This is a genomic window from Pseudomonadota bacterium (assembly GCA_039033415.1).
Taxonomy (GTDB): Bacteria; Pseudomonadota; Gammaproteobacteria; order Xanthomonadales; family SZUA-38; genus JANQOZ01.
In genome coordinates this window covers 76422-89988 of sequence record JBCCCR010000017.1, presented here as the reverse complement: position 1 = coordinate 89988, position 13567 = coordinate 76422, and the positions used below count along the sequence as shown (strand labels likewise).

Sequence of the window (13567 nt, the reverse complement as noted above, 5' to 3'; positions counted from 1 at the left end):
GACCCGCCCGTCGAGTCATAAAATACCGCGAGGCGCAGACTGAATCTGCGCCATCAGGTCGCGGTTGCCGTACCGTGATGGGGCCAGCGGCGCAGCGTGCTGGGGCAGGGGGTCTCCGTGGATCCAAGCTGCGATCAGGGCTCCGGCTTCACAGGCAGCCATCGTGCCAAAACCCGACAAAGCGCCCACGACAAATGCGCCGTCGGTCTTTAGGGGCCCGATCAGCGGCCAATTTTCCGTCGTCATGGAGTAATAGCCACCGTAATGGCTGGTCTGTCTGGGTAGTCGCTCTGTGTAAACCTTGAGGCCAGGCTGCAGGCGCGAAGCACCGCGTAGCACCACTTCTGCAAAGTGGTCATCCAGTGGGGGGGCCGCCATCGGCTCCGAAGGCGTCTGGTTGTAGGCCCAGCCCATTTTGATCCAGTTGCCCGATCCGTCAGGTCGGCAGTGGACGCCACCTGGCAACTCGTCACAAAGCCAGGCCAAGGCGGGATCTTCTCGCAACGCCGCCTGTTCCTCAGCGTCAAAGCCGAGAATCTGGCGATCCAGGTCGATCAAAAACGGCTGGCCCCTTGGCACTACGCCGTGCACGTCGGCAAACGCCAGCTTCTGCTGCAGCACGTGGCTGACAGGAAGCGGGGGTTCCAGCTGCGCAACCAATTGATTCAGGAACGGTCCGGGAGCCAGCACTAGGGTTTGACATCTAATCTGTTTGCCGTCAGCGAGGCGCAAGCGAAACGGCGAGGGACCTGTAAGCTCTTCGACCTTGTTCTTCACTCGAGTCCCTCCTGCCCCGCGAAAGGCCTCGAGCATGTACTGACCGAGCTGCTGGCTGTCGATCTGCCCGCCACACCGGACATGAATAATGGATCGGATAGTGGGATCAATCTGCCGGAGATCCAATGCGTCCAGGGCCGCTCCTGACAGCACATCAAGGCCGGAGAAACCGCCGCGTCTGTAGGCTGTGTTGGCACGGGAATGGAACCGCAAATCGCCGGGCTGCTCGAGTCCGCTCACCCATTCATCGGCGAGACTTTCCGGGTCATGCCGCGTAGCGAGCAGGTAGCCGTTTTTGGTCATCCGAATGGGCTGCGGACTTTCTTCGGCGATCGCCCGCATCCGCTCGACGCTCCGGCGTGCAAACTGCGCCATCACCGGATGGGGCCACCAGTCCCGGTAGTTTTCCCCGGACTGGGCGCTGGTCAGACTCATGGGGGCTCTTGAGTCCAGCAGCACGATGCTGTCGGGAGCTTTTGATCGGCGCGACAAAGCGTAGGCGCAGGCCAGGCCCGCAATGCCTGCGCCCACCACAACGGTCTGCGCTTCTGGTAGGTTTCGGTTCATCATTCAGTTTTACGCGTGCGTTCTATGAAACCACTTAACCCCCGGGTTGCCAATATCCAACCCTCTGCAACGCTCGCCATCAATGAGGCCGTCAAGGCGCGCTGGGCTCGGGGTGAAAGCGTGTTTCATCTGGGCTTTGGCGAGTCTCGTTTTCCAGTTCATCCGCAGCTGGCACAGGCTTTGGCAGACGCGGCCAGAGAGAAAAGCTACCTGCCGGGAGCAGGGCTTCTGTCGCTGCGCGAGGCAGTGGCGGACTATTACGAGCAGCATCTAGGTCTTCCATTTAAGGCGGAGCAAGTGATGATCGGGCCGGGGAGCAAGCTGCTGCTCTACGCGCTGCAAATGACCCTTGGAGCGCCGCTATACCTGCCAGCACCTTCCTGGGTGAGCTACGGCCCTCAGGCGGCGCTGCTTGGGCTCCCCGTGCGTTATGTGGCTGGACGGGTGGAGGACGACTACGCGCTTGATCTCGAGGCGCTGGATGCCGCGCTGGCGGCCGATCAGGCTCCAACCAAGCTGTTGATCGTCAATTCCCCGGGAAATCCTACCGGTCGTATGCTCGAAAAGGCAGCGGTCGCGAGGCTCGCCGAGCTGGCGCGGCGCCACAACTTGATTCTAGCGTCGGACGAGATTTATTTTCGTCTATCGGGGCGGGCCCAAGAACACGTATCTCCGGCAGCACACTTCCCGGATGGCACTTTTGTTTTCGGCGGTCTGTCCAAACACTTGTCCCTGGGCGGGTGGCGACTTGGAGTGATGCTGGCGCCGGATACGCCTTTCGCAGTTTCCTGTCTAGAGGCCATGACCGTGATCGCTAGCGAAACCTGGTCCTGCGTTGCCAGCCCGGTACAACACGCCGCCTGCGCTGCCTACGCCAATTCACCGGAACTTGAGAGCTATATTTCCGACTGCGCTCAGATTCACGAGTGGCGCACTGTTTGCCTTTACGAACAGCTTAGGGCGCTTGGCGTTCGCTCGACCCAACCTATGGGCGCGTTTTACCTGACGGTCAACTTTGACCACTGGCGCGCGCCGCTGGCAGCCAGAGGCGTGACGACTTCGGTTGAGCTGGCTAATCACCTGCTGGATGCGCATCAACTGGCAACGCTTCCCTGCGCCGACTTTGGCCTCGCGCCAGAGGTTTTGTCGCTGCGGCTGGCGTCTAGCTTTCTCGACATGGAAGACGACCAGGCTGCCCAAAGGCTGCTAAGCCTTTATCAAACCGGTTGTTTCCGGGAGACCTTTCTGAGCGCCGAACACCACCCGCAGATGCACGGGTGTATCGCCGCTTTTCGCCGGTTTGTAGACTCCCTGACCTGACAAAAAAGAGCCCGCATGGCGCGGGCTCTTGGTCTAACTTATGGCGCACACCTCAGAAGCGCCATTCGCCTCGCAGATACCAGGATCCACCCTCGTAGTTGGCTACACTGCGGCGGGGATACTGAAGGCCAACGCTGAGCCGGTTGGCGTTCGGCGGACCAACTTCGTCGATGAATTCATCAAACAGATTGGACGCGCCAAGCACCAGGCGCAGGCTTTCGTTGACATCATAGCCGAGCTCCATGTCGACGTAGAAGGTGCTCCCGATCTCCGCACTGCGGTTGCCGTCCGGGCCACCAATGGTGCCGCGCTCGTCGAAATGCTCACCGTAAAAATTGCCACGCAGGAGCAGGTTCCACTGGTCGTTCAGGGATGTGTTGGTGGTGAGCGACCAGCGGTGTTCGGGGTAGTTGTTTTCAATGTCCTCGATCAGCGAATCGCTGACCGGATTGACGCCAGCAACCTGGGTCTGTCCAGTTACATCAATCTCATTGTAGTTATAGGCGAGGATTAAGCGCGTGCTGATCACGTCGCCCCAATCGATATCGCTTGTGACCACCACGTCGACTCCCTGGTGCTCCACGTCGAGCGCGTTGGTGTAAAAAGAGATGGTGCCATCCTGACCCGGCACGGTGATATCGCCAGTCCGGTAAATTCGATCGTCCACCTCGACGTTGTAAAAGTCGACGGTCAGGGTGGTGGCGTCCCCAATCAGGGTGGTAAAACCAGCACTCAGGTTCAGCGATTCTTCTTCCTTGAGGGCAGTGCCGCCGACGGCGGCTACCAGGGGGCTGGTCGAAGGCACAAGCCCTTCTTCAACCTGCAGACCCGTGGCGCCGTCGAAGGTGGTGATGGTGGTACGGACGTTGGCCTGGCCCGGGGTTGGCGCGTGAAAACCGGTGGAGATCGCGCCGCGGATGGCCGTGTTGTCGCTCACGTTCACCCGTGTGGCAACCTTGCCGTTAACGGTGCTGCCAAAGTCCGAAAAATCTTCATAACGCAGCGCGTACTGCATGAGCCAGGTGTCGCTGATGTCGTGCTCCAGATCGCCGTAGACCGCGACGTTGTCTCGATCAAACTCGCCGGCATCCTGGGGACGGATTCCGCCAAAGCCGTTTGAGCCTGCGCCGAGAAAAGAGTTGGGCTCCCCAGCGATAGCGGTGTACGTTTCCTCGCGCCACTCGAGGCCAAAAGCCAGATTGAGGCGGTCGCTCAACGCCTTGGAGAAATCTGCGTTGAGGTTGATCTCTTCTTGCTCGTAGCCGCCCACGTCAAAGTCTCGCTGGGCTGGCTGGCCGTTGACCAGCCCCAGATCCTGGTTGATGGTGTTATTCAGAAAATAGTCGAGTTCGTTGCCGCCAAACCCGATACTGAAGTCGTAGGTCATGCCGCTGGCAAACTCGCCAGTCCAGCCGCCGACCAGGCTGTAGTCGTCCTGATCACCATCCAGAAACGGCGTATAGCCGCCGGGCAGGCCGGTAAAACCCTGCTCTCGCAGCGGGACCAGGCTGGGATGGGTCGGCGGGCGATAGAAAAACCGGTAGCGACCTTCCGTTTGCGCGTAGTTGCCGAAGAAGTAAAGCTCAGATCCGTTGTCCAGCTCAAAGCCGGAGTTGATAAAGAGCCGGCTACCGGAGTATTCCGGTCGACCCCAGGTCTGCACGAGCGGCGCATCGCCAAATGGGGCGTCAGAGCCGACGCTTGCAATGCCCGAGTCCAGGAGGGCCTGGGCGCTGGGTGACTGGATGCCTCGGGACAGCGCGTCATTGTCGGAGTATTCAAACGACAAGTTGAAAAAACCGTTGCTGTCCGCGCCAAACCCGATATTGCCGGCGGCCCGCAGGTTAGACTCGCCATCGAAGTGCTCGCCATACTGCAGCAGCAGGTCGCCGCCCTCGTTGTTGCGCTTGGTGACAAAGTTGATCACCCCGGCGATGGCATCCGACCCATATTGGGCGGCGGCGCCGTCACGCAGCACCTCCACGCTTTGGATGGCGATGCCCGGAATCATACCGATATCGACCCCATGGGCGCCGTTGCCGGCGGCTGGCGCAAAAAACTGCACCAATGCTGAACGGTGTCGACGCTTGCCGTTGATCAGCACAAGGGTCTGATCCGACGCCATGCCTCGCAGCGACGTCGGTCGGACAAAGGCACTGCCATCCCCAGTGGCCGGCGTGGCGGTGTAGGAGGGGACGAAGGCCTTCAGGTTATCGGTCAGGTCAGCCGTGTTGCCCATGGCGTTAAAATCAGCGCCGGAAATGACGTCAACCGGAACGGGCGAGTTGGTAGCCGTTCGCGGTCGGGTGGAGCGGGTGCCGATCGATATGATTTCTTCGATGACGCCGCTGGCGGCCTCATCGTCAGTTTCGGTTTGCGCTGTGCTGATCGCCGGGGTGAATACCGACGCGAGAAACGCTGTGAGCGCGCCGACAACACCTGCTTTGGGTTGCTTGCTTTGCATAGGACTGCCTCCAGATTTTGATTGGACCGGCAGCCCTACCGTGATTACCCCATCGGAGGTCACTGTGCCTGATAAACCGGTGCCTTCCAGAATCCGGTCCAGCGCAACTGCCAGCGTGTATCGACCCTTTAAGGGTCTTGCCTCCCGCTCCCTGGCAGGCACGTATGGAAAAATAGCCGTTGCGTCAGCTTGCTCAGCCAGCGCGGTAATCGATTCGCTGGCCGCTGCTGCCGGAAGTTCAAAGTTGAATTCCCGGCTATCCGGTTCAGCGCAGATGCTCAACGGCAACAGCAGCCCCGCAGCAACTCGCGTGATCAGGCTGGTTGCCGACGGATATATTCCATACGTCCCCCATAAAGAGTCGCGTGCTCGCCAAATCCCCCAAAAAACTCTCATGGAGTCGGGTCAGGTTTCCTTTTCAGATACACCAGGTCATCGCGAATGCGGTCAACTTCGATATTCATTGAGCTCTCCAGCGCGGTCAGCAGCGCCTCGACTTCCCCCGTTTGAAAGACGCCGCCCATGGGCGTTTCTCGCAGGTCGGCGTCCGATATCACAATGCGCGTCTCAGTGTAGCGACCGATTTCCGACACCACGTACTCCAGCGGCTCTCCCTCAAATATCAGACGACCGTCACGCCACGCGGTCTGTCGATCCATAATTTTCTGGGCCACCGGTTCGACCGTGGCCTGCCTGCGGTCAAGGCGGGCGCGGTGGCCGGCATCAACCAGTTCCGTGGGCCGGTTGTCTAAAGAAATCGGACCATCCCCTCGGGGCGCGAGCGGCAATGCATCAAAGGCGGCCAGCTTTACCCGGCCGCTGGTAACCAATAAATTGATTTTGTTTTCAAGAACGCGCACGACAAAGCGCGTCCCGACGGCTTCTACGAGTCCGTCTCCCGCCACTACCTGAAACGGCCTTTGGGGGTCTGGCTCCACCTCAAAAATGGCCTCGCCCCGAATCAGTCGAACGATTCGGGCGGTCGCCGTTTCACGGATTTCCGCCACGCTATCGGTGTTGAGCAGAACCCGGGATCCGTCGGACAGGGTAAGCGAACGCGATTCGCCCCGAAGGGTCTGGTGCACAGCCGGCGGCACTGCCGCCGGGTCAAGGCTTACTTGCCCCAGCCAAAGCGCAGAGCCGAGCGCCAGCAGAGCGACACCTGCGGCAGCCGCCGACGCTAGCTGCAGTGGTCGAATAACGAAACCGTGCCGCAGCACCCTCCACAGTGAGGGTTTTTCGGCCGTCAAAAGCAGATCGTCCAAGCACCCATCGACGTCGCTCCACAGCTGCGCCAACAGACGCAGCTCTTCGGCATGACGGGGGCTGCGATTGACCCACTCAGCCAGGGCCAGCCGGTCGGCGTTGCTCAACTCTCCCTGGTCGAGTTGGGCGAGCCAAGACGCGGCCTCGGCGGCTATGGCGTTGCCGGCCAAGGTGTCCGGAGTAAGTGGCGAAACCGGACTCATCAGCGGTCTTTCCTTTTGGGCACCGAGCGCCCGTTGTTAACCAAACCGGATCGAGGGTTGTAGCCCTGAGCGCTAAGCGCAGCTCGGAGGCGAGTCATAGCGTTAGTGATATGGCGTTCGACGGTGCTCACGGAAATATTCAGACGCCGGGCAATCTGCTTCTGGCTGGCACCGTTGACCTTGCGCAGCAAGAATACCCGTCGGCACTGGGTCGGCAACCCGTCGACAGCCTGCTGGAGAGCTTCGAGCTTCAGGCGCTGATGGGCCTGGTCTTCCGGCGGCCGCTCCCCGCAGGGCGCCTGCTTCAGACAGGCTTGACTGACCTCCGAATCGACCGTCCGCGACTGGCGCCGGAGCTTGCGGGAAAGCAGATTGCGGGCGACGATAAACAGATAAGCGCGCGGAGAGTGAACCTCTTGACGTTTTTCCTGGTCGAGCGCGCGGGCAAAAGCTTCCTGCAGAATTTCCTCCACGTCTTCCTGGCGAGCGAGGCGCTGCGCCAGAAATGCCGCCAGCACCGGTCGATGGTGCGCGTAAGCCGCTTCCACTGTTTCGTCGGCGTCTATTGGCGCTTTGTCGGGTTTGCTAGTGATGGGCTGGGTCCGATGAAACGGCTTATCTTTGGTATTTGAAGAGTCATGATAGAGGATTTCCCCCCAAAGCAAAGAGACCCCGCGACGAGGAAAAGCAGCCGGACCACGCCTTTTGGTAGCGTTCTCAGCGAATCTCGACGAAAGCTCCTCAAACCCATTTCGGTGCCTGCCGACATCTGTGAGACAAAATTGCCGCGGAGCTCTCTCACCCGTTTGAGAGGCAAACCGCTTGGCCGTAAGACCATGATTTAAGTCGGGTCTTTGATGTCCGAAGCCGCGCTCGACCCGGCACGGAGTTTCTTCCGTAGGTTGTTGAGACGCTATCGGATCCAAGCTAATTCAATGTACAGGCTTAGAATGTATTAGTCCCGATACAGGCCCCACCTTTCACCGCACCTTCCACTTTGCACTTGACGTTTTTAACGGTAAAGAGAGCGTCATCCCTCTTCACAAAACTGGCGAGACTATTTCGAAGGTTACAGAGATCAATGGGTCCAATGCGGCAAGCGAACGATTTCTTGGCACGGCCGCAACGATCCAGCTTGACCTCAAACCCAAGACCAACGGGCCCGCATGCAAGGCCGACGCTGCCGGAGACGTAACGCGAATCGGCATAGGAATCAGTGGGGTTGCCGAAGGGGTCTACAAACGGTCCGCCGCCAAAGCCAAAACCCACATCCGCACACAGTGACCAACGCCCCTCAATAAAACAGAATTTTGCGCCCCCGCCCCATTTGTCGTACTGGGAGAATCCGGTACAGAACATGCCTGTCGGATCTCGGAATTCCAGCGGATTGTTGTTGACGTACGCGTACAGATTGAACTGACCGCCGGCGAACAGAAGCGGATCTGCAGAAGTCCAGCGCCCGATCTCCGGATCGTAATCCCTGAATCCGAATCGAACCAGGCCCGTTGCCGGATCGGCAACGCCTCCGGCAAATCCCAGGACCATGGGGAAAGCCGGATTACTGTCAGATACGATACGCCCGAAGCTGTCGTAGCTGATGTCCCGAACCAAGGTACCCGTGCTGTCCACGATCACGCGCGGGCTTCCGACTGGATCGGAAGCCACATAAAACACCTCCGTTCCCTGGCGCAGTCCGATCAGCAGGTCCGCCTCGTCATACCAGTACTCGGTTAGCAGACCACCCGGATTTCGGCTCGCAGAAAGCTGAAACGGGTTGTCTGCATCACCATAAAGATAGATCGTGGTCCCGTCGGCATCGCTACGAGCAACCTGTCGTCCCATACCGTCATAGCTGTACTCAATGCTCTGTCCACCCGACAGCGTGACGTCCAGCAATTCTCCGCGGGAACTGTAGCTGAACTGAACATTGTCCCGCTGGGACAGTCGACCGTTGACGTCGTAGCTGTAGCTGCGAGAACCCTGGGACTGTAATCGGTCGGCGTCATCGAAGGTTGCCTCAAGTCCATTGGCGCCGGTGCGGTTGGCGTTGAAGTCATACGTGTAGATTTCAGACTGAATCGCATTTTCGGTCACGGTGGTCAACTCACCGTCGCGATTGAACTGATAACTGCGCGTCTGTTCGACCCCGTTGACCGTTTCGGTCTTTTCGCTCAGACGTCCACTCACGGAGTCGAAGCTCTGCGTCAGATCGTAAATCACGTTGCCTGCCACGGTGTGCGTTCGGCGAACGATGCGTTGCGCGCCGTCAAACTCGAAGGTGATCTCTGCGGTTCCGTCGAAATATCGATCGGGTGCTCCTCCCGGGTTGTTCCGGCTGACCGCATAGTCGCCATAGGCGATGACAAGATCGTCATCGTCATGGGATCGACTCAGTTCAGGCTGGCTGTTGATGGTGACGCCCGCCAGACGCATGGCGTCGTCATAGCGATAGGTAAACATATCGCCATCAATCTGGATGCTTGTCGGCAGATCGCCGTCAAAGGTCATCGATGTGGTGTTGGTTCGCGCGCCACCAGCCAGCTCCCAGGTCATTTGAGTCATGAACTTGGTATTGCCCTGGTATTGAAAGGTGACATCGGCCTCAGGGTAGCCCATCGACAGCGTTCGACCACCGGGAGACAGTGCAAATTCCTGCGCAGAGCCATCGGGCGCGGTCACGGAGGTTCGTCGTCGGTCAATATCAAAAGACTGCACGAGCTGCCCGCTGCTTGGCGCCTGATAGGTCGCCATCTCGTCAAATTCCGTATAGGTCATGCGATGAACCTGTCCGCCGGGCATGGTGACCTCCGTCAAATTGCCGTTCTGGTCATACGACAAACGGGTTTCTCGGCCTTCGGGGGAAGTGATGCTGATCGGACGATCGGCCGCATCGTAGGCATAGCGCCGCTGGCTGCCGGCGGCATTGGTTTGACTCTCGAGCAGGCCAAGGTCGTTGTAAACGAAGTCCACAAAGCGTGACCCAAACGTGTTCCGCGTCGCCCGTCCGAGAGCATCAAATTCGGTTAAAACGGGGCTCGAAGCGTCCGCTAGCTGGTATGAAATGGGCCTTCCCAAGTCGTCGATGACCGTGATCTCAGACCGTCCAACCGGTGATGTGCTCGTGATGGTCCTGGTCTGCGCGTCAAACGTGACGGTTTGCACCCTTTCGCCAATCTGACGGGTGTCGGTCAGCGCTGCGAGACGCAAAGGATCAGATGGATCGGCTGCAAGCACCCGATCAGTTACGACCATTAGACTCTTGCCTTGCGGAGTCTGGCGGACAAAGACCTCATTGGCGGGCACCTGTGCGCCCAATTGCAACCGGGTATCAATGGAACTGCGATCAATGGTGCCGGAGGGGAAGGTGGTTTCCAGGGAGCCATCCCTTTCCTCGGCAGTTCGAGTCTCTGCGCCATCCCGATCGATGCTCGTGAGAACGGTGTTGCCATCGCGATCCCGGATTGCCCGGCTCACGCTTGCTGCGCCCAACGCTGTCGTGGTCGTTACTTCCCGGCCACGGCCCGTCGAGTTGTTGATCGTTTTCTGGGTATAGGTGAGCCCATACCCATCGCTGGCGGCGAAACCGTTGAGCAAGCCTCGGCCGTTGAACTGGTAGTCGGTGACGTGTCCATTCGCGTTCGTAAAGCGCGTTATCAGGCCCAAGCTGTCGGATTCAATGCGCTGCGTATTGCCCGCAGCATTGGCAATCGATGCGAGATAGCCCTCGGTATCGACAGTCAATGACGTTCGTTGACCAAAGGGGGCAACAACCGTTGTCGGATGGCCTTCGGCGTCCCGCTCTATGGTGGTTTCCAGGCCGAAGGTATCGGTTACGCTCGCGAGCTGGCCGTCTTCGGTGTAGGTGAATCGGTAAAGCGTCTCTCCGGTGAGAACGTTTAGCGTGGCAAGGTGACGGCCTTGTCTGTCGAATTGGTAGATCTGCGGTGTGTCCCGATCGGCGACAACGATATCGCCGCTGGTTCCTGATCCTGCGCGCCCGGTCAGGAGCCTTATCCGACCGAGCAGTCCGTCGGCAATCAGAAGATCGCCATCGGGCATCAGATCTAAAATCAGATCGCCCCCGAAACGGGCCTGCAGCGCATTGGTGGTGTGCGGTTCGCCAGCACCGGCCTGCTCGTTGGTGCAGTTAAAGGCATTGTTGTCGTAACCCGCAAGCGTCAGCCTCGGTCCAGCGTAGAGTCGGGTAGCAAAGCCATCGCTGAGGTCAACGGGGCCTTGTTTGGCCGGGGACGCGATCAGCGTGATGCACCGGTTGTTGTTGCTGAAGAGCAGCTCACCCTCGGGGTTTACCACCAGAGAGCGCACGAGGGTGTTGTCCAGAAAGTTCCCTTTCCGGGCCGCCGTAAAAACATCGAACGAGCCGAAAATCACATTCAGTTTTCCGGCGGGCAGCAGGTAGCGTACCGAATCACTTTGTGCCAACAGCAATCGACCGCTATCGTCCAATTGAAGAAATTCGCTGCTGTCATCGAGATCACTGAGGCGGCCGTCGGTTTCTATCGACCAGGTGCTGCCAAATCGACTCGGGGGATTCTCCAAAATGGTGACGAAAAAAGCACCGTCCGATCTGACAGCCAGTTCATTGATCCCTGACAAATCAGTCGCCAGCGCGATGCCTTCGTCAACCGGCACGTCGCTTCCACCGCCGGCGACGGTCCGAATTGAGCCATCGCGTTCGATAGCCCGGATGCGGCCGTTGCCCCGATCCACTACCAGCAGGTCACCGTCAGGGGCCAGGGAAAGCGCGCCGGGATCTGACAACAGGGCGGAGATCGCCGGGCCGCCGTCGCCACTGAAGCCCGCGACCCCGGGTGAACCGGCAATTGTTCGGATCAGCCCATCGGTGTCCACGACTCGCACCACCTGCTGCTGATCCAGCGAAAAATAGATACGGCCATCGGGGGCAGTAGCCAGTCCGCTGATTCTGGCACCGTTTGTTCGTAAATCAGCGTCGAGTGCCGGTACTTCTTCCCCGGATTGATCTCCACCGCCGGCGATGGTGACAACGATGCCGGAGTCGACGGTAGGGGTGCTGTCTTCTCGGCCATCACCGTAGAACAGGGTTTGCGTTGCGGTATCAAAACGATGGTGTTGATTGAGGGTCCAACCACCCAGACCCAGAGTACGGTAGTCTCTGGCGCGCAGCCGAATGCGCCGCCGATTGGTTGTGGCCAGCTCTGCAACGTTTAGCGAAGGATCGGTGGCCATACACTCATCGGTAAAGAACAGCCGGCCGAACGATGGTCTGCCGTTAACAAAACGTCGCGTGCAGTAGCTCACTCGATTGAAATATGAAATCTCGACCAGCGCTTCTACCGTACCGTCGACCGATCGCCCGTAAGCATCAAGACCATCCCACTCGTAAACAAAGGTTCCGCCCGGGGGATCAAAGTCGCGCTCGAACACCTGACCGGCAACCTCGATACGCAACGAGATGCGACTGAGCAGGGGGTTGATGGAGTTACCCAAGTTGATCTCCATCAGCTGGCCTTCATTGCGACCGAGTACCCGGTCACTGCGGTAGTTGAGCGAAAATTCTGTGCCTTGAACGGCAACCTGTTTTCCCAGAACCCGGTTTTCGCACTCGATCACCGAGCCTTGATCCTCGCAGGGGTTGTCGATCTTTCTGTTTTCCGGGCGGGCGGATCGCCCAAGGCCGCCACCACCCGGGTCTGGTGGGGGTGGTGAGGGGAGATCGGGTAAGTCGGGGTGATTCAGGTCAAACGGAGTAAAGTGATCTATGGCGACGCGCCATAAGGTTTGGCCAGGCTGGTATTTGCCCGCCAGGTACTCTCGTTCAGTCGGGGTTATGCCCAAATCAGCCAGGCTGCTGTCATCATCAGCAAGACCGTCGCCATCGAGATCCAGGGTGGCGAGGCCGTTGTCCGTTGCCAAGATTTCAAGGGCCAGACCATCGGGTTCGGCGACCCAGGCTGAGCGATCACTATCGTAATACGCCACCGGCACCGCGGCGCCCACAGGAACACCAATGTAATTTTCAACGTAAAGCGGTATGGGCTGATCGAACGCCACGGTTCGTGCGCCTTCCGCCATTGCCTCGTCGACGCTGAGTTCAACGGCGTAGGTGTAGGCCGACGTGCTCGGCAGCGAACCTGGCATAGCGGCAGGCCCCGTGGGACCCACGGTATATTCGGTTGCACGGACGTTAATTTCGTTTAAGGGGCTTCGGCTGCCGTCAGGCATGACCATCTCGGCAGCCACACCAGCCGGGAACAGGAGGGCAGGTTTCCGCTGGCCCGCACCATCCTCCGATACCGGACCCTCAGCCACCTGCATCTCCGTATTGGATGCAAGGTCGATGGTGTCGACTTTGCTGGCCAGTGGTGTGACGACACAGTCATCCAGAACGACGTATTCGTCCCATGGAACCTCGATACTGCGCTGCAAAGGGAGCACGCCTTCCCCTGAAAAGGAGACCGTCATGGGTCCGCCGCCGTTGACAACCAGGTCAAACCAACCATCACCGCGCGATCTGGTTTCGCCAAATTCGGCTGCGCTGCGGATTTTGACGATCACGCCAGATCGGGGGCCACCGTCGCGACCCAAGATGCGGCCGCGAATCACCGCCACCTTGTCCGGTTGGATCAACGCAGGGTCCATTCCGGTTTGGATTGGGTCGGGCCCGGTGTACAGGAACCGGCTTGCGTCGTACAAGGTGTAGCCAACACCCTGAGGTAGCCCAGGCGCATTAAGAAGGCCCGAGGTACCCTCAAAGCCATCTTGAAAAACACTGACAGGCTGACCGTAGGAAGCGGCCGATGCGATTAATAAAGCCGTGAGCAAGACCCAGCGTTCCATCATGTCTAATCCAAGGTCGAAGTGATGGACTGATGCTAGGTGCAGTTCGCTTTCGGAGTCTTGATGGAATCCTGATGAAATTAGTTAATAGAAATAAATCAGAGGCTTATCCCTGCCCAGCTGGCGCGAC

At 59.1% G+C, this 13567-nt stretch carries 6 protein-coding genes; 1 reads left to right on the top strand and 5 read right to left on the bottom strand.

Annotated elements, in window-relative coordinates; all coding sequences use genetic code 11:
- Positions 1-15: 15 nt before the first annotated feature.
- A complete protein-coding gene (locus tag AAF358_15160; GenBank protein MEM7706895.1) occupies positions 16-1347 on the bottom strand; it encodes an FAD-binding oxidoreductase in 1332 nt (443 codons plus the stop codon).
- Positions 1348-1368: 21 nt separating this feature from the next.
- Between AAF358_15160 and AAF358_15155 the strand changes: the two genes are divergently transcribed.
- Positions 1369-2664: an aminotransferase class I/II-fold pyridoxal phosphate-dependent enzyme gene (locus AAF358_15155; protein MEM7706894.1), complete on the top strand. Its 1296-nt coding sequence runs from the start codon at positions 1369-1371 to the stop codon at positions 2662-2664.
- A gap of 52 nt (positions 2665-2716) precedes the next feature.
- On the opposite strand, the gene AAF358_15150 is transcribed toward AAF358_15155, so the two are convergent.
- From AAF358_15150 to AAF358_15135, 4 genes are all read right to left on the bottom strand, one after another.
- Positions 2717-5128, bottom strand: coding sequence for a TonB-dependent receptor (locus AAF358_15150; protein ID MEM7706893.1), 2412 nt, complete (start codon positions 5126-5128; stop codon positions 2717-2719).
- 392 nt (positions 5129-5520) lie between these two features.
- On the bottom strand, positions 5521-6597 hold the full coding sequence (locus AAF358_15145; protein ID MEM7706892.1) for a FecR domain-containing protein: 1077 nt from the start codon (positions 6595-6597) through the stop codon (positions 5521-5523).
- Positions 6597-7145, bottom strand: coding sequence for a sigma-70 family RNA polymerase sigma factor (locus AAF358_15140; protein MEM7706891.1), 549 nt, complete (start codon positions 7143-7145; stop codon positions 6597-6599). Before AAF358_15140 ends, AAF358_15145 begins: the two co-directional genes overlap by 1 nt.
- A 397-nt stretch (positions 7146-7542) precedes the next feature.
- Positions 7543-13440, bottom strand: a complete 5898-nt coding sequence (locus tag AAF358_15135; GenBank protein MEM7706890.1) for an RHS repeat-associated core domain-containing protein — start codon at positions 13438-13440, stop codon at positions 7543-7545.
- Positions 13441-13567: the final 127 nt, after the last annotated feature.

Bases quoted from the DNA above. Each gene is read 5' to 3' on its own strand.
- AAF358_15160 (MEM7706895.1), bottom strand. From the start codon at position 1,347: ATGATGAACCGAAACCTACCAGAAGCGCAGACCGTTGTGGTGGGCGCA.
- AAF358_15155 (MEM7706894.1), top strand. From the start codon at position 1,369: ATGAAACCACTTAACCCCCGGGTTGCCAATATCCAACCCTCTGCAACG.
- AAF358_15150 (MEM7706893.1), bottom strand. From the start codon at position 5,128: ATGCAAAGCAAGCAACCCAAAGCAGGTGTTGTCGGCGCGCTCACAGCG.
- AAF358_15145 (MEM7706892.1), bottom strand. From the start codon at position 6,597: ATGAGTCCGGTTTCGCCACTTACTCCGGACACCTTGGCCGGCAACGCC.
- AAF358_15135 (MEM7706890.1), bottom strand. From the start codon at position 13,440: ATGATGGAACGCTGGGTCTTGCTCACGGCTTTATTAATCGCATCGGCC.